The organism is Trinickia acidisoli, from assembly GCF_017315725.1.
GTDB classification, from domain to species: domain Bacteria; phylum Pseudomonadota; class Gammaproteobacteria; order Burkholderiales; family Burkholderiaceae; genus Trinickia; species Trinickia acidisoli.
On record NZ_JAFLRG010000002.1, the window covers coordinates 1,121,326 to 1,137,613 of the forward strand.

The following is a 16,288-nucleotide window of genomic DNA, read 5'->3' on the forward strand; positions in this document are numbered from 1 at the left end:
GCGATGCGCCGATGACGATACCGCGTCGGGCGATGACGATCGTGTTGACGGTGATTACGCACGCTTTGACTCTCCGTTTGACGCGACATATTCAATAGAAAGAATTGATCGTCCAGCCCGCCACGACCGGTGACGTTGGCACGACGTTGCCGGACGGGCCGCAGTAGTCCGTCGTATAGGGTGTCTTCAAGCCGTTGTAGTTGGCCCAGTCGGTCTCGACCACGACGTTGTAGCCGCTGTTGTTCGGCGAGGCCGATTGCAGGAGATTGGCGTTGATGCCGGCCGCGTCGTCGGTGATCGTCGGCGACTGTGCTTCGTTGCGGCCGATGAGCGCGCCGGTGTCGTTGTTGTAGATCGATACGTAAACGGCAACCTGGCCTTGATTGTTGAAATTGATGTTGCCGTTGACGCATTGTTCGTCGTACATGTGCGCCCAGACGGCTGCCGCGATGATGCCGGGCTTCGAAAGCTGAACCGTGCGCGTTTCCGTGTAGCTGTAGCTGCCGGTGCCCGCGTCGTATCCGGGGTTGCCGCTCGCGCTCGGGTAGGTCCCGCTATACGAGTAAGGGCACGAGTAGTCCGTGGCGCCCGGACTGCCCATGATGATCACGCACCCGACGTCGCTGCCGCCCGGGTTGATCTGCGATTGGTTTTGCCATGTGCCGTTTTGGCAGGACAGGACGTTTCCCGATGCATCCATCGAGATTTGCCCCGCACCCGTGATGAACTGAGAGTCGTCGGGACACCCCGAATTGATCGTGTTCGTCTGCGTCAAATCGAGCCGCGACGCGGCCATGAGCGCGTTGCCGATGATCAGGTTGCCGTTGTTGTCGACGACAAGCGAATGCCATACCCCGCCGACGTACTCGTATGGCACACCGGTTTGCAGCACCAACGCGACGTCGCCCTGCTGAGGCGTGCTCAGCGCATTGAGATCGGCTTGCGTCGCCACGGGATCTCGCCAGTACGATGAGCCCGCGAACTGCCAACTACCGCTCGATTCGCACTGAAGCACGCGGCCGTTGGCATCGGCCGTGATCTTGCCGATCGAATTCGCGAGGCCCAGCGAACAGTCGTTGTCCGATGTATTTTCGACGTGCGTAACCGTATCGTGCAGATAAAGCGGCGCATGCATGGCGTTCGCATCGGTATAGCCGGGTACGCGCACGCGATAGAGAAAATCGGCGTTTTCATTTGCGGGGGCGCTCGTGAACACTTCGCTGACGAGGTGGCCCGCACCCGTCGCCGTGCCGCTGCAGCTCGCGCCCGTTCCGTTAGGACTGCCAACGATCCATGCGCCATATGCGCCGTATGCCGCGCCATTATTAGCCGCGCCCGAAGCCGTCTTCGAAGGAATCGAGCCGCCGCCCTGCCCCGCATTTGCCGCGATGTATCCAAGTTCGAGATCGGGAATCGTCTGCCCGCCCTCGGTCACGAGCAGCGCATCGATTCCGCCGCTCGCCGGGGCGGTAATCAGCAAACACGGCGACTGACTGTAGGCGTTCCGCCATTGTATGCTCACGGGCAGGAAGCTGGCCAATTGCAGCGCGGTGCCGCTTGCGTGCAGCGGCACGACCACGGGGTTCGTCGGCGTCGCCTCGGAGGCCAGCGTCGCGTAGTTCGCCTGCACGAGCTGCCCCGCCGCGGTCGCGAGTTGCGACTGATATTGCGCGGCTTGCTGATCGCGAATGTTCTGCATCGACGTGTTGATGAGCATCGACAAGCCGATGAACATCAACGCTGCGATGAACAATGCGGCAAGCGCCTCGACGAGCGTGGCGCCGCGTTGACGAACACGTGAGCGATAAGCCGGCGAGCGGTGCATCGAATCGACCCTCCCCTTAGCTCGGATTGACCTGCGCCAGCCAAACGGGGCTGCCGTTCGGAATGGCGCTCGCGATGCCGGATGGCAACGTGACGGCGATCGTTGGATCCGTCGGCGGCACTTCGCTGCCGTTCAAGGCTCGCCCTGCTAAGACCGACCCTTGCGCGAGTTCCGACATATCAACGACGAGTTGCGGCGACACCGCGCTCGTCGTATAGACCACCACCATGCCGTTTTGCACATAACCCTGCCACATCGCGTTCGGCGTGTAATTCGCCGTGGGCGTCAATTGATTCGTCTGCACGGCTCCTTGAAACGAAGGATTGGCGAGAACATAGGCGATCACCGTTTGCCGATAGGCCGCCAGATTCAACGCGAGCGCCTGCGTCGACGTCGTCGAGACGACGTTCATTTGCTCGTCGGCAAACGTCTCGTAGCCGGCGATCAACATCGCAAACACCGCGAAAATGGCGATCACTAACACGCTTTTCTCCGTAACGAGGGTGAGCAGGGCCCGCCGGCCGCCGGGCCGGAAAAATAAGTAGTCCTAAGGATGGTGGCTAGTTAGAAATCCAAATGACCTTCCCGGCAGTCGTTCCGCAAGCCGTCTTAGCGGTGGCAGGACTGATCGGAGGTGGATACGGCGTGTTATCGCCGGGCCCGGTCACCGAAATCCAGCCCGTGGTCGTCGACGTCAACGCATTGACGCACACATCCACAGGAACGGCCGTGTACGTGATGTCGAATTCGGTATTGGTGGTTGCATCCGGCGCAACGGTAACCGCACCTCCCCATGCATTCGAAACCGTGGTATCGGTCGTACTCAGCGTCTGCGGAAAACCCTTCGCGCTAATGAGCGTCGCCGTGAAATCAGCGGCGCCATAGTTACCTTGAGTCGTCATGAACAGCTTGCGCGACGCCGTTTGAATCGCCGAAAGCTCGGAGTTCAACTCATTGGAGTTCGCGCTACTGAACGCCGTGTTGAGCAATGCGATGGCGCCGATCACGACGATCGCGGCGATACCCAGATAAGCGATGCCTTCCAGCAGCGAGGCGCCCTTTTGCAAACGGCGCGGCGTCGAATAGTGATGTTTCGTCATTTTGATCCCCAATTCATAAAAGACCGCTACACCATTGATCCCCGAAGTACCGCATCAGCGCATCGAGCGCGTGACAGCGGCGATCTCCTGCTGAATCCCGAAAAACCCGGTAATGAGCCATGCGATGACGAGCGCGAGAACGATGATCGCCGCACCGTTCAACACATGCATCTGCACGGAAATCGTCTCCACCCCCTCCTCCAACCACTCTTCGGCGATCGTCTTCAACGCATCGGCAAATCCGCCGTACTCGGAGTAGACGCACAAGTCGTCGACGATCTCTTGCGACGGAAACCGATAGCCCGCGTTGCGCATCGCCTCGCCTGCATTGAGCCCCGACTTCACGCCGAACAACGTGTCGTCGATCCGCGCGCGCAGCCAAGGCCGTGCGTTCGTGCCAAGCCGTATCAGCGACTTCTCGACCGTGAAGCCCGACGCTTGCAACGACGCGAACGCCATCAAAAACCCGCTGCCGACGACGAGCCGATAAATCGAGTAAGGCGGCATGCGATCGAGCATCGTGCGCACACGCCCGTTCCAATACGGCATCGACCAACCGACGATCGCGATGAAGAGCCCGAAGACGATCAAGCAGAGCCACAACCAATGCTCGACGAAGCCCGACATCAGATAGAGCGAACGGGCGGCGCCGTGCCAATCGGCAGGATTTGCGAATTGCTCGAAGCGAGGAATGACACGCGTGCCGAACAAGTAGACGTAGCAGACGATCATCGCGAGCACCATCACCGGATAGGCGATGCCGCCGAGGATCGACGAGCGGATCTTGCGGCTCGACTGCACGACGCCGGCCACCGAGATCAGCGCTGTCTCGATCCGCCCGGCTTGTTCGCCGGCCAAGATGATCAGTTGCTCCGATTCGGGCACCCAGCCCGCCATGCCCTCGGCGAGCATGCCCCCGTTCTGCACCGCGTGGCGCCAATCGCCGAGCACGATCGCCATCGCCTCTTTCGGCTTGCGTCCGCCCTGCGACGCGCGCGATTCGAGTTCTTCTAGCACTTTCAACAGCGGCAGCCCGTTCGACAACATCTTGCTGATCTTGCGATAGAGGCGTAGCCGCTCGTTCGTCGTCAGTTGCAGCTTCGCGAACGCGCGATTGAAATCGGGCAGCACGGCAGGCCAGTGCACGACATCAAGCCACGCCATAGTTGGCTCCGATCACGTTGCCGCCGAACCCGTCGTAGTCGGCGTGTTCCGTTAAATGCCCCACCACGCGCTCGGCCATGCGCGGGTCGACGAGGCCGTCGAGCACCTTTTCGATCGCGTGATCGACCACCGTCTGCCCATCGAGATGTCTGAGCCAGTACGTGATCGCACCGGCCTTATCGCCCTCGCGCAGCAGCGAGAAGAAGCGCGCGTCCGTGCGAATCACTTCGGCCACGACGGTCCGGCCGATCGTGCCCCGTTGGCGGCAGTGTTCGCAGCCCGGACCTGCCACGCAGATGTCGCCGATGCGAGCGCCGGCCACGCGCTTGACGCGCGCGACGAGCGCCGTATCGAGTTCATTCAATTGATCGGCGAAGCGCAGCTTGCAATGCTGGCATAGCAGCTTGACGAGACGCTGGCTGATGAGGCCGGTCACGAGGGACTCGTCCGTCACCATGCGCAACGGCAGCCCGAGATCGATCAGACGGTCGACGATGGCGATCGCGCTGTTCGCATGCAGCGTTGTCCAAACCTGGTGCCCCGTCATCGACGCGCGCAGCGCGCTTTGTGCCGAAGCGCGATCGCGAATCTCGCCGATCATGATCGTGTCGGGATCGAGCCGCATCGCATTCGCGATCGCTTCCGCGAACACCACCGAGCGCGCCTCCTCGCCCAGCGCATTGATGACAGGCGTTTGCACCGCACCGGCAATCGGATACTCCACCGGATCTTCGACGGTGATGACGTGGATCGTCCCTTCCGTCTCCGCGATTTCGCTCACCAGCACGCGTTGCAACGTCGTCGATTTCCCCGACCCGGTCGGCCCGCTGATGATGTTCATTCCGATCGGCTGCGCTCGCAGAAATTCGAGCGTCTCCGCCTGGGCATCGGTGAAGCCGAGCCGCTGCAATTCGGTCGCATCGCCGGCGTCGTTGTACAGCAGACGCAGCACCATCACGCTGCCCTCGCTCGTCGGCGCCGTGGCAATTCGAACCCCATACAATTGATCGGGCAGTTTGTCTCGATCGCCGATCGCCGCGTCTTGACGCTCGGTGGGCTTGTAGGTGTTGTCGGACACGCTTGCCATCGCCGCATAGAGCGTGGCGAGCAAGCGTTCGCCTTGCTCGCGTGTCTGCTCCCGTACGCGCTGCAACTCGTTGTGCACGCGAAACAGGATTTCCGTGCTGAAACGGTTCACGCGAATGTGAATGTCGGAGGCCCGTTCACGGCACGCCTGAGCGATCAACTCTTTGGCCAGTACCTGCATCGCCGTATGATCGAGCGGCTCGGCGCCCGAGCGCCGACGCTCGCGATAGGCGCGACCGACGACGTCGAGCCCGACGGGCGTTGGTACATAGCCATGGCGAAGCCGATCGAGCCGCGCGCGATACGAGAGCACGAACGGGTTCATCTCCTGCCCCTCGGCGATCAAGAGCCGGCCGTCGTCGAGCAGACAGAGAAACTTACGCTCCTCGTCGCTCGCGGCAAACTCGCCGCTGTCGGAGAGCGCCTTCGCGTTCGCGAGATTGAGCGGTACGTTCGCCGCCTTTACTTCGGACTGCTTAATACCGAGTGTCGCTCGCGCCACCTCGATCGACGTGCGTGCGGGATGCAAAGGAAGGGGAGCGGCCGGATGGTCTTTGGCGGTCAGCATGCGCATGATCAGTTCCTCGGCATCGTCGGCAGCGGCGGGAAGGCCGTCGTATTGGAATCGGGTGCGCCGGCGTATGACGATGCATCCCACGAGACCACCATCGGCAATTGAACTCTCGCGCCGCCTCGTACCTGCGCATAGACCGCGTTGGGCTTGATCGATACGATCCTCATGCCGTTGGGCAACGTGTCGCCCACCTTTACCTCGAATTCACCGGCTGTATGGCTCTCGAGCGTGGCGAAGAGCTTGGTCCCGAGACCTTCTACCGCGCGCACGCGAACGTCGTCGTTAGGTGCACCCGATCCGTTCAGTCGATTCAATTCGGCGGTGCGCTGCGCGATTTGCGTCTGCGTTTCGAGCTTTTTGAGTTCCGCCTTGAGCACCACCGTTTCGCCCTCGAGCCGCGTGAGCGCCGCGACCGTCTCCTGCGCCTGCGGCGAAGGAGGGTCGCCGACGGCCGGCGCGGAGGCCGCGGGGGCCACGGCAGCCGGCTTCGGCGGCACCGCAAACGCAAGCGGCGACACCGCGACGGCAACGCACGCGATGGCAAATGCCCGCATGCTTTGGATCGACTTACCTTGCATAGATCTCTCCTTCCACCGTCCAGGCGCCGTTACGGTACGACACCTTCTGAAGTCGAACGCCCGGTTGATCGAACAGCGAGGCGACGAGTGTGGGCGCGATGCCGGCGAGGTTTGCCGACAAGCGCCAGACGCGCCAATCCGGCGCGGCCGCGGGCGGATTGTGCCCGCCCGGTAGTGACTTCACGATTGCGGACTTCACCGAGGTGTCGTCGCGTTGCTGCACCACGTCCAGCTTTAATGCCACACCGAGCGGTTGAAAAGCGTCGAGCAGGCGCAGCCGCAAATGCGTTTCCGAATCAAGCGGCTCGTCTTCGGTGTTCGAGGCAGCAAGCGGCACCGTCATCACCGCGCGATCGCCGCTGCCGTCGATCTGCGCGCGTGGCTCATCGGCCAACAGATAGCCGACCGTCGAATCGTTGCGCGACCAGACGTAGCTCGCCGATACCTGCGAGCACGAATATTCGTCGAGCTGCCAGCCGCCCGGCGAGACGATCCCGAACGCGCGCATACATGAGCTCAGCATCGCCGAAGGCGCCGGCTGCGTCGCCCAGGGATGGGCGATCGTTGCAGGGCCTGCGGGAACGTGATTGCCCTTCGCGGCGGCACGTTCTCGCATCAGTTCCACCATCTTGTCGAACTGCACCTGGCGCTCGTGCTCGCGATACTTCGAATAGCCGAACGCGGCACCGAGCAGCAGCACAGCCGCGCACGCGCTCGCCAACAACGGCGTGCTGAGCGTGCGGCGCACCGGTTGCAGCGCCCACCGGCGCTGCACGCGCAACTTGCCGTTGCGCAGCGGCAGCAAGTCGTCGAGCGTGCGTGGGTAGAAATTGTGAAACCCAAGGCTTTCGAGTTCGGCGTCGCCGATCACGACGTTCCATCCGCCCAGGCCGTAATCGGCAACCAATCGATCGAACACTTCCTCGCGCGTGCCGAGCCAATCGCCGTTCGGCAAGAACAAGTTGTCGCGCACCGCGAAGTAGGCCCAGCGTCCATCGGGCACCTTGAATGCGCCGAGCCAGTTGGGAGCCGGCTGCTGGCGGCCGTCATAATGCGCACCCTGGGTCGCGATCGCTTCGCCCACCATCGCACCGAGCGACAGCAAGCCCGACTGCACGCCGTCGCGCGCACTCGAGAAGCCGGCCTCGGCAACATCGCGGCCGATGCGCACGATCAGCAAGTCGAAGTTCAGCTTGTGCGCGAGCTCGAGCGCTTCCTTGCGCAACTCGCGGCGCCGCGACAGCGACTGCCAGAACAGTCCGCTGACGAACCGCTGGCGACCGATCTGGATGATGAGGTTCGACATGACGTGGGCGCTTTTCAGGGCAATCGTGCAGCCTATGCGCCGGCCGACGACATCGTGATCGGCGTAATCAGGATCACGATGATGTCGCGCGAGCGAGTCGCTTCGAATCCGCCGCCGGCCAGGTAGTTCTGCGGTTTGCCGACCCCCTGCTGCGTGAGATTGTCGTTCGTGCCTTCATATCCGCTGATCACGAGCGTCGACCCCGACTTCATGGCCACGCGCTGCAGGAAATTGCGCGTATCGATCTCCGGTGTTTGAATCTGCAGCGGGTTGCTGCCGCCGCTCGAGACCGACTGCAACGTAACGAGCGACGACAGGTTCGTATAGAACTGCATCATCACCGTGCCGTCGTCCAACACGTGCGGCAGTAGCGTCATATTGAAGCCGGTCGTGACCGTGCCTGGGGTCAGCGACGTCTGCGAACCCACGTTGGCCGTATTCGTCGTCGAGATCGATGCGAGGTACCCCTGCTGCGTCGCGACCTGCACGGGCACCGGCTGATTGTTGAGCGTCGTGACCGAAGCGGATGTCTTGCGGCGCACCTTACCCTGTTCGGAGAGCGCGGAAATCATTGCCGACGTTCCATTCGCGCGGCTGCTCGGCGTAAGAACCGCGGCGGAGAACGACACCGGGTTCGTCACCGTCGGCGCGAACGTATTCGTGAGACCGAAGCGCGTCCCCAGTGCTTGATAGACCGCCGTCCAATCGATGCCGTAGCTGTCCGAATCGGTGAGCGTGACCGTCAGCACCGTGACGTTGATCATCACCTGCCGCGCCATCACGCGGTTCTGCTCTTCCATGAAGTGCGCGACACGGTCGAGCGCATCGGGCGTATCGGTGACCGAAATCGAACCCGTGGCCGGCGACGAAACGACTTGACCGTACGGCGAGAGCATCGCCTTGATCGCGGCATCCAAGCTGCCGAAGATCGACAGTTGCGAATTGACCTGAGTCGTCGAGGTGTTGTCGGACGAGACACCGGTGCCGCTCGTGCCGGACGTTCCGCCAGTCGAGCCCGTCGCCCCGCTCGTGCCGCCGTTCGTCCCGTTGCCGTTGTCGTTGTTGGCGGCGCTCACGACGTTGGCCTTCACCGCCGAATCGCCGGGCACTGCGCTGACTTGGAACGTGCGCGTATCGGTGAAATAGAAATCGACGACGCCGTTCGCAAACTTCCAATACACGCCGAACTCCGCACAAGCGGAATCGAGTAGCCCTTTGAGATCGCCGTTGCTGTAGACGATATGCAGCGGCACCGGGGCGATGCTGGTCGAGAGCGAACCGCCGCGCGTAGGCGGCAGCGGCGGTTTCACGGTCACGGCGCCGATCGCATTGCCGGCCGCGGCGCCTGCTCGCGTGTCGCCGCCCGCGACGCCTTCGAGCGTACGTTCGGCGGCGGCGCTCGCATCGGGTGCGACCTTCGTCGGCAATTGCGTCAAGCGCGTGACGCGCTCGGCGAATTCTTGCAGAGACGACACCGAACGATCGAACGTCGCCGGTTGCGCAAAGATGGCCGGCAACGCGGCCGCGGTACCGAGCTTGACCGTGCGGCCCGACAGCCAAATGCCGTTGTTCACGACGACATCGTCGAGCGCATGCACGGCAATGTGCCCTTTCTCCGAATCGGCGACGAGCGCGTGCCCCTGATCCGTGTCGTGACTCGTCGCATCGGCGATGCGCTGGGTAAGGCCCGTGCAGCCGGCATTCATTAGGACAACGAAAGAAATGCAGGCTGTCGCAAAACGGGTGAACCGGACGTTGCCCATCATGCTGCCCCCTTCGCGACGATTCGAAGCACCTTGTTACCCCTGTATAGGATCGCTTGAATGGGCGTCTCGGATTTTTTCAGTGCTTCGACGACGGCTTGCAGCGCTTGCTCGAACGTGCCTGTCACCGTCGCATCGGCGTCGATGCCGAAATCGATCGGCACGTCCCAGACGAGTTGCCAGCCATCCTCCTTCGCCCAGCGCGTGAGCGCGGTTTTGACGGTGTGGTCCGACACCGACAGATGCCATTGTCTGATGGGCTCTGCCGATGGTTGCGCGGGCAACGAATCGCCGATCGCGTCGGCGGTCGTCGTGGTGTTCGCCGTCGTCGTGCTCGCCGTCGTGGCGACGACCGCGCGCGGGTTCGTCGTTGCACCCATCGACGTAGCACGGTTGGCGATTGCAGTCGGTGCGGGCGCAACCGCGACATGAGCGGGCGGCGCCGATTGCATGGCCACAAGCAAGGGCGGCTGCGTGTTGAGCGTCGGTACCTGCACAGGCTCAACCGGAGGCGGTACCAGCGTGTTCGTCGCCGTGTTCGTCGCCGTGTTCGTATGAGGCGGCAAACCCCAGACATGCTTCATGGCGAATGCGGCGTCATCGCTCGTCGCATCGTTGCTTGCGCTCGCACGAACCGTGACGAGGCGCAGCTTGAGATCGACGTCGGCAGTGACATCGGGCGTGGTCGCGAGTGCTTCGCGCAGTGCGACGATGAACGGGACGTGCGCGTGCCAGCTCACCGGCGCGTCGGCCCAGGGGCCCGCGTTGGGCAGGTTGATGCTGTAAGCGGGCGGAACGATTTGCTCGAGCGCGTGCCGCAACGGCACGCTGCTGCCGCCCTGCTCGACGCGTGCCACATCACGGCTCTCACCGACGACCCGCACTTGCGCCGCATCCAACGTCTTCGCTCTCGCCGAGGAGCAATCGGCGACACCGCACATCAAACCCACGAGCGCGGCGATGCACACTGTCAGCTTCTGCATGTTCTTGTCCTTGCCGTCGGATTTGACGAAGCCGGCGGCAAGCCCGGACGCAAAAGCAGCATCCGACGATATGCGCGAACGTCCGCGCCCTCGTAGCCGTCCCCCCACGAGACGGCTCGCCTACCGCCGGTTTCGCTCCAGTCGCTTGCACCGCGCGAGTCTGGAATCGTCCGGCTGTTTCGTTTGTTTTCGCCTGCTTTACTTTGGCAGCGTTACTTCATAAGCTCGCGGAAACCGCAACGCCCCGCGCCGCGTCCATCACTCACAACGACAACTTACCGCCATGACTACCGACTTCGGCATGATGCGCGATCTGACGCGCGAAATTCTCGATCTCGTCGACCTGCGCCAGACGTTCACCGACATTCACATCGAGCAGGACCGCCCGATCATGATCAAGACGCCGCGAGGCTGGGCTGAAACAGGTGACGGCCCCGTGCTCTTCGACGAGATGCTGCCCATGCTCGAGGCGATCGATCCCGACTGGCAAACGCGGCTTGCCGTCGGCGCGCTTGATCGCCCGTTCGTGCTGACGCACTGCCGCTTGCGCTGCAACGTCTATCGCAGCTCGGGCGGACGCAAGACGGTGATCTCGATGCGCCGCCTTCCGCTCGAGCCGCTTGCGCTCGACAAGCTCGGCCTGCCCGCTTACGTGAAGACGATGCTCGAAGCGACGAAGGGCCTCGTACTCGTGACGGGCCCGACAGGCTCGGGCAAGACGACGACGATCTCCTCGCTGCTCGATCACGTCAACCGCACGCGCAACTCGCACATCATCACGATCGAGGAGCCCATCGAGTACTATCTCGACAGCCGCCAATCGATCGTCTCGCAACGCGAAGTGCCCACCGATACGCCCAGCTTTTCCGCCGGCTTGCGCGAGGCGCTGCGGCAAAAGCCCGACGTCATCATGGTCGGCGAAGTGCGCGACCTCGAAACGGCCGAGACAGTCTTGCAAGCCGGCGAATCGGGACATCTCGTATTCGCCACCATGCACACGAGCAGCGCGATCAGCACGCTCACTCGATTGCTTTCCTTCTTTCCCGCCGCGGAGCGCGAGCGCTATGCCGTGTCGCTCGCCAACTCGCTGATCGGTGTCGTGTGTCAAAGCCTCGTGCCGACCGAGGACGGCGAAAATTTGGTGCTGGCGAGCGAGCTCTTGTTCAATAACAACCAGCAAGTCAGCAAGCTGCTCGTCGATCCGAACAAGCTGCATTTCGTCGGTGAGTTCATCCGTCGCAAGGAGGACAACATGTCCCGTTCGCTGAACGAGCATCTCGCCTCGCTCGCGGCGAAGGGCGCGATCTCGTCGCGCGACGCCCTTCGTGCCACCTATAACCGGATGGAACTGCATGAGATGCTCCAAGGTTCGGTCAAGCGTTGAGCGGATTAAAACCGGTCAAACGCTCGCTCCGCACGATGTTTGACAAAGATTTACAAACTCGAATGCCCTGGCGATGCCCACTGATTATTGGTTCGAAAACTTACCGCTCTCTGACACGACAGCGACATGATTTTTGTGCAAAAAGAGAACCATCCTATGACTCTTCAGTGCATGCACCGTAGAACCGCCTTATCGGCAGCGGAGTATAACGTCCGTATTAGGGTTTTCACTAGAAGTAATTTAGTGCATTCATAATATTGCAAAAATTATTCCCTGAGTGATCCATTCAGTTCAATTTTCGGCTATCGATGCGATAGCTTTCTCCAATGCAAGCGGGTTCCGCTCGCCGCAAAATAGAATGAATTCGAAAGGTTAAGCGCGCCGCTTCGCGCCGGCTTCGCTTCGTTTTGAGAACCGGCGCTTCGCGGCGTTCGAATCGACGCCCAGGTACGGAGTATCGATACTGCCTCAACGGAGGTTGCACGCGCAACGGTCCGCACGATTCCGGCGTCGCGCCGGTCACTTCATGAGGAGAGCGCCATGCCTGTCGACAATATCAGCACCAACCCTTTCGAGTCGGCACCACTCGAGACCGAGAACGCTCATCAAGAGACGACCGCGCCTGTCTCGCAGGAAAAGCCTAGCTTCCCGTCGAGCAACCCGTTTGCCGAACTGATCAATAAAGAGGAGTCGCGCACGCCCATCCAAGACACCACCGGGTTGCGCCTGAACGCGAACATGTCGAAGCTCAATGCGTTCAAGCAAAGCAGAGGCGAGCAACTCATCGGGCAATCGGGGCGAGTCGGCGATGAAGGCGTGCACATGGCGGGCGAAGCGAACCATGTCATGGACAACAAGATGGAACGAATGATGCAGATGCAAGAGGATGCCGCCGAGCGCCAGATGACGCTCAAGATGTTCGAAACGTCCCTCGAATTTCAAAAGGACCTGGTCGGCGGAGTAGCAAGAATGTCCCAAAAGATTCAATAGCGCGATATTGCCGCTTGTTTAGCATATTTTCGGCTCTGTTTATCAAGCACGGCCGAGCCAGCGATGCGCCGCATTCCCGCGGCGCATTTCATATCTGCATTCCCGCGTTTCCGCCTGCTCGAACGTCATGCCCATCGGCGCAACCGCAACGTAACAGACCATCACAATCCGCCCGTCTCAGCACAACCCATTGAGAACATTGCAGCCAAGACACGAGATGTCGACCCGGTTGCAAGCACAACGATCTCAATGGAGTGTGTCATGTTCTCGACTCTTTACTTCGCCGTCGCTTCCGCGCTCTCCGTCAACGAGCGCTTTCCCGCGTACACGCGTAAGGTAATCGTCGGTCAGTTGAACGAGGCCTGTTCGACAGCGGCCGCATGGTCCGAGCCCGACGGCGCCGGCCGCGACCTGGACTACATCCCGCTGCTCGCCTATGGCGACGCACAGCTCGTACTCGGACGCCCCGTCGAAGCAGAGGAAACGTATCGACGCGCACAGCGCCTCATTCGCGATTGCCGCGAAACGATGCGCATCGTCTCGTGCCGCAACGCGGGCTGGCAGGCATTCTTTCAGCACCGCTTCACGACCGCCTTGACCTGCTTTGCGCGCATCGGCGGCGAAACCCATGCCACCGCGCAACAAAAGATGGAAAGTCTCGTCGGCGAAATCCTCGTCCTTCATCAACTCGGCCGGCTCCCCGCCATCGACGCGCGGGTCGACTCACTCAAAGCGCTCGCCGCGCAGGCGGACGACGCGCGCTGGTCGGCGCTCGCCGGCGCGTTGGTGCGCGATCTTCGTATCCAGCAACGAGTGCGCAGCGCCGACGAGCTGCACGACCACATCTACTGGCGCTCGATCGAATCCGATCGCCCCACCGCTGCCGCGGGCGCCGACGAAGACCTCGATGCGAAGGCGATCGCCGACCTGCCCGTCGTCTCGGCACGCCTCGCCTACCTCGGCCGCCTGCAGGATTTCGCCGAGGGCCGGCGCGACGTGGCCGACCAACTCGACGAGCATCTGCATTGGTCGTCGCGAACAGGGGTGTGGGCCTATCACCGCGGGCTGTGCCTCGAAATCGCCGTCGCGGCGCTAGCAGCGGGCGCGCCGCATACGGCTGAATCCATGCTCGAGCAGTGCCGAGTCGGGCAAGGGCAACAGCCTTGGCACGAGCGTTGGTATCTCGAGTACGCGTATTGTTTGTCGAAGGTCCGCCAACGGCAAGGGCGGATTCAGGAATACGCGCAGCTCTACGGGCGCTATGCGCTCGCCTCCATTCGTCACGTGCGCGCCGACAATGTTTCGATGACGGCCGTGACCGCCGATTCGCTGCAAGATACGCGTCAGCCGACATCGGACGACGTCAGTACGCGTCTGCCGGGCAAGTACCGGCGCGCCTATCGCTACATGATGGAGCACCTCGACTGCCCCGATCTGTCGGTGCGCGAGATGGCGACGCATATCGGCGTGACCGAGCGGGCCATTCAAGCGGCCTTCAAGACCTATCTGGGCCTATCTCCGAGCCAACTGATCCGACGTCAGCGAATGGAGCGCATCCGCAACGAACTGACGCGCGACGACGGGCGCTCGCCCGGCGTGCTGGAGGTTGCGAACCGTTGGGGTGTGCAGCACCGTTCGACGCTCGTCAACGGCTACCGCAAAGTCTTCCACGAGGCACCATCCGAAACGCTCGCGCGCTAGGACGCTGTTTCGCGTGCGCACGCTCGCATTCGCGCTCGTGCGTCCATACTCATCCGCATTGTCCGTGAGGTCGACGTTATGGAACCGTTCGTGCCGCCTCGCTTCATCGAGACCGATCATCTTTTGCTGCGGCCGTTCGCGCAAAGCGACGCGCCGCAATTCTTTCATGCGCTGTTCGGCGATCCCGACGTCACCGAGTGGCTGCCTACCGCGACGCTCGAATCGGTCGACGACGCGCGCGCCATGATTCGCAAGATGCAGTTGGGCTGGGAACGCAATGCGTGCTTCGCCTGGGCACTCGAGGACAAGCGAACCGGATTCATCTCGGCAATGATCGAGATCCGCCCCAACCTGCCGCGCGTCGAACTCGGTGTCGCGATCAGCATGCGCGAGACACACCAGCGGCGCCGTGCGGGGCTTGCCGCATTGCGCAAATTGATCGACTGGATCATTGCCCAGCCCGGCGTTCAACGACTCTACGCATGCTGCTCGCCGCAATCGAAATCAGCGCCCGTCATGGAAAAGCTCGGGTTCAAGTTCGAAGGCCGTCTCGTCAACTGGGACGCCCGCCCGAACGCCGGACTAGAAATCGACGATGCACTGATGTTCGCGATGACCAAACCGATGCAAGCGCAACCGGAGGCAACCTGTGCCCTGCACGAGGTGCAACCGATAGCAAGCCAGCCGCGAGCGCGCGAAACGGTAGGCGCGGTCTTGACCGCTTACTAAACGTAAGGAGTGCTAAGCAATGGAGTTCGGCACCTTCATGACGATGCAGTCGCCCGAGGCCGCGCCCGCCGACCGCATCTATGCACGCGCGCTCGACGTCGCGCAAATGGCCGAATCGATCGGCCTCACGCGGCTATGGCTCGCCGAGCATCACTTTACGAATTACGCGTATACGTCGCGGCCGATCGTACTGCTCTCGCACATCGCCGCGAAGACACGCCGCATTCGCCTCGGGCCGGCCATCGTACCGATCCCGCTGCATCATCCGCTGATCGTCGCCGAGGAACTCGCGACGCTCGACGTGCTGAGCGGCGGACGTGTCGAAGTCGGACTCGGCAAAGGCTATCAGCAATATCAGTACGACCGTTTCGGCATGACCAAAGGGGAGGACGAAACACGATATCTGGAATCGCTCGAGATCGTGCGCCGCGCCTTGCATCAACCGACGTTTTCATACGAGGGGGAGCGCTTCAGCATCGCACCGACGCGGCTCTACCCGCAACCGCTGCAGCGACGCGCGCCGTTCTGGCTCGTGGTCAATTCGAGCAAGCGCGAGTCGGTGGCGAGTGCGACGCTTGCGGGGATGAACCTCTTTACGGGCGTACTCGAGCCGATCTCGCGGCTCATCGACGTGCGCGCCGCCTATCCCGACCTGTTTGTAGACCACCCTCGTCTTCTCGTCGGCACGCAGCGGCCGGTGTACGTCGCGGAGAACGAAGCCGATGCGGCCGATGCGGTGCGCGCGGCGCGCTGGAACGGCCGTGCGACGGTGCGGCTTCGTTACGATGCCGCGCAAGTGCAGGACGGCGTCGTGCGCGCCGAGGCGTTCCCAGGCGAACCCACCGACGAACAGATGCGCCGCGATTACGTCGTGATCGGCACGGCCGACGAATGCATCCGTCAATTGCAACGAATCCGCGACGGCCTCGGATGCGATTATTTCAGCGCGAGCTTTTGGTTCGGCGACTTGTCGCACGAGCGTGTGCTCGCATCGATGGCGCGCTTCGCTCGCGACGTCATGCCGGCGTTCGCCCGCGCTCGCCAAGTCGAGCACGCCTAGACTAATCGTTGATCGCCACCGCTGCGCTTCGTCGATTTCCGCTAC

At 62.2% G+C, this 16,288-nt stretch carries 14 protein-coding genes; 5 read left to right on the forward strand and 9 right to left on the reverse strand.

Translation table 11 applies throughout. The annotated features are described in order from the left end of the window. Nucleotides 1-91 precede the first annotated feature (91 nt). The 9 genes from pilV to J3485_RS29605 form a co-directional block, all read right to left on the reverse strand. Complete coding sequence (gene pilV, locus J3485_RS23440) at nucleotides 92-1,825, reverse strand: shufflon system plasmid conjugative transfer pilus tip adhesin PilV (protein ID WP_206956702.1); 1,734 nt, start codon at nucleotides 1,823-1,825, stop codon at nucleotides 92-94. A gap of 16 nt (nucleotides 1,826-1,841) precedes the next feature. Continuing rightward, nucleotides 1,842-2,309: a type IV pilus biogenesis protein PilM gene (pilM, locus tag J3485_RS23445; protein ID WP_206956703.1), complete on the reverse strand. Its 468-nt coding sequence runs from the start codon at nucleotides 2,307-2,309 to the stop codon at nucleotides 1,842-1,844. A gap of 76 nt (nucleotides 2,310-2,385) precedes the next feature. Then, nucleotides 2,386-2,925, reverse strand: coding sequence for a type 4 pilus major pilin (locus tag J3485_RS29335; RefSeq protein WP_206956704.1), 540 nt, complete (start codon nucleotides 2,923-2,925; stop codon nucleotides 2,386-2,388). A gap of 54 nt (nucleotides 2,926-2,979) precedes the next feature. Further along, nucleotides 2,980-4,056, reverse strand: coding sequence for a type II secretion system F family protein (locus tag J3485_RS23455; RefSeq protein ID WP_206958322.1), 1,077 nt, complete (start codon nucleotides 4,054-4,056; stop codon nucleotides 2,980-2,982). A 19-nt stretch (nucleotides 4,057-4,075) separates the two neighbouring features. Beyond that, nucleotides 4,076-5,749, reverse strand: coding sequence for a GspE/PulE family protein (locus J3485_RS23460; protein ID WP_242538901.1), 1,674 nt, complete (start codon nucleotides 5,747-5,749; stop codon nucleotides 4,076-4,078). Between the two features lie 2 nt (nucleotides 5,750-5,751). Continuing rightward, nucleotides 5,752-6,327, reverse strand: a complete 576-nt coding sequence (gene pilP / locus J3485_RS23465) for a type IV pilus biogenesis protein PilP (RefSeq protein ID WP_206956705.1) — start codon at nucleotides 6,325-6,327, stop codon at nucleotides 5,752-5,754. Continuing rightward, on the reverse strand, nucleotides 6,317-7,633 hold the full coding sequence (pilO2, locus tag J3485_RS23470) for a type 4b pilus protein PilO2 (RefSeq protein ID WP_206956706.1): 1,317 nt from the start codon (nucleotides 7,631-7,633) through the stop codon (nucleotides 6,317-6,319). The genes pilP and pilO2 overlap by 11 nt, the downstream gene beginning before the upstream one ends. Before the next feature lie 32 nt (nucleotides 7,634-7,665). Continuing rightward, nucleotides 7,666-9,339, reverse strand: coding sequence for a PilN family type IVB pilus formation outer membrane protein (gene pilN / locus J3485_RS23475; protein ID WP_242538902.1), 1,674 nt, complete (start codon nucleotides 9,337-9,339; stop codon nucleotides 7,666-7,668). A 56-nt stretch (nucleotides 9,340-9,395) separates the two neighbouring features. Next, on the reverse strand, nucleotides 9,396-10,379 hold the full coding sequence (locus J3485_RS29605; protein WP_374192460.1) for a toxin co-regulated pilus biosynthesis Q family protein: 984 nt from the start codon (nucleotides 10,377-10,379) through the stop codon (nucleotides 9,396-9,398). Between the two features lie 283 nt (nucleotides 10,380-10,662). Here J3485_RS29605 and J3485_RS23485 point away from each other — a divergent pair, with 283 nt between their 5' ends. The 5 genes from J3485_RS23485 to J3485_RS23505 all read left to right on the forward strand — a co-directional run bounded on the left by J3485_RS23485 (nucleotide 10,663) and on the right by J3485_RS23505 (nucleotide 16,243). Further along, complete coding sequence (locus tag J3485_RS23485; RefSeq protein WP_206956708.1) at nucleotides 10,663-11,763, forward strand: type IV pilus twitching motility protein PilT; 1,101 nt, start codon at nucleotides 10,663-10,665, stop codon at nucleotides 11,761-11,763. Between the two features lie 540 nt (nucleotides 11,764-12,303). After that, on the forward strand, nucleotides 12,304-12,753 hold the full coding sequence (locus tag J3485_RS23490; protein WP_206956709.1) for a hypothetical protein: 450 nt from the start codon (nucleotides 12,304-12,306) through the stop codon (nucleotides 12,751-12,753). Nucleotides 12,754-13,014: 261 nt separating this feature from the next. Continuing rightward, nucleotides 13,015-14,454 carry an AraC family transcriptional regulator gene (locus J3485_RS23495; RefSeq protein ID WP_206956710.1) on the forward strand — a complete coding sequence of 480 codons (1,440 nt, stop codon included), beginning with the start codon at nucleotides 13,015-13,017 and terminating at the stop codon, nucleotides 14,452-14,454. A 90-nt stretch (nucleotides 14,455-14,544) separates the two neighbouring features. Beyond that, complete coding sequence (locus J3485_RS23500; RefSeq protein ID WP_206956711.1) at nucleotides 14,545-15,183, forward strand: GNAT family N-acetyltransferase; 639 nt, start codon at nucleotides 14,545-14,547, stop codon at nucleotides 15,181-15,183. A 19-nt stretch (nucleotides 15,184-15,202) separates the two neighbouring features. After that, nucleotides 15,203-16,243: an LLM class flavin-dependent oxidoreductase gene (locus J3485_RS23505; RefSeq protein ID WP_206956712.1), complete on the forward strand. Its 1,041-nt coding sequence runs from the start codon at nucleotides 15,203-15,205 to the stop codon at nucleotides 16,241-16,243. Nucleotides 16,244-16,288: the final 45 nt, after the last annotated feature.

Bases quoted from the DNA above. Each gene is read 5' to 3' on its own strand.
- pilN (WP_242538902.1), bottom strand. From the start codon at position 9,339: ATGAATGCCGGCTGCACGGGCCTTACCCAGCGCATCGCCGATGCGACG.
- J3485_RS29335 (WP_206956704.1), bottom strand. From the start codon at position 2,925: ATGACGAAACATCACTATTCGACGCCGCGCCGTTTGCAAAAGGGCGCC.
- J3485_RS23490 (WP_206956709.1), top strand. From the start codon at position 12,304: ATGCCTGTCGACAATATCAGCACCAACCCTTTCGAGTCGGCACCACTC.
- J3485_RS23460 (WP_242538901.1), bottom strand. From the start codon at position 5,749: ATGCGCATGCTGACCGCCAAAGACCATCCGGCCGCTCCCCTTCCTTTG.
- pilV (WP_206956702.1), bottom strand. From the start codon at position 1,825: ATGCACCGCTCGCCGGCTTATCGCTCACGTGTTCGTCAACGCGGCGCC.
- J3485_RS23485 (WP_206956708.1), top strand. From the start codon at position 10,663: ATGACTACCGACTTCGGCATGATGCGCGATCTGACGCGCGAAATTCTC.
- J3485_RS23495 (WP_206956710.1), top strand. From the start codon at position 13,015: ATGTTCTCGACTCTTTACTTCGCCGTCGCTTCCGCGCTCTCCGTCAAC.
- J3485_RS29605 (WP_374192460.1), bottom strand. From the start codon at position 10,379: ATGCAGAAGCTGACAGTGTGCATCGCCGCGCTCGTGGGTTTGATGTGC.
- J3485_RS23505 (WP_206956712.1), top strand. From the start codon at position 15,203: ATGGAGTTCGGCACCTTCATGACGATGCAGTCGCCCGAGGCCGCGCCC.
- pilO2 (WP_206956706.1), bottom strand. From the start codon at position 7,633: ATGTCGAACCTCATCATCCAGATCGGTCGCCAGCGGTTCGTCAGCGGA.
- pilP (WP_206956705.1), bottom strand. From the start codon at position 6,327: ATGCAAGGTAAGTCGATCCAAAGCATGCGGGCATTTGCCATCGCGTGC.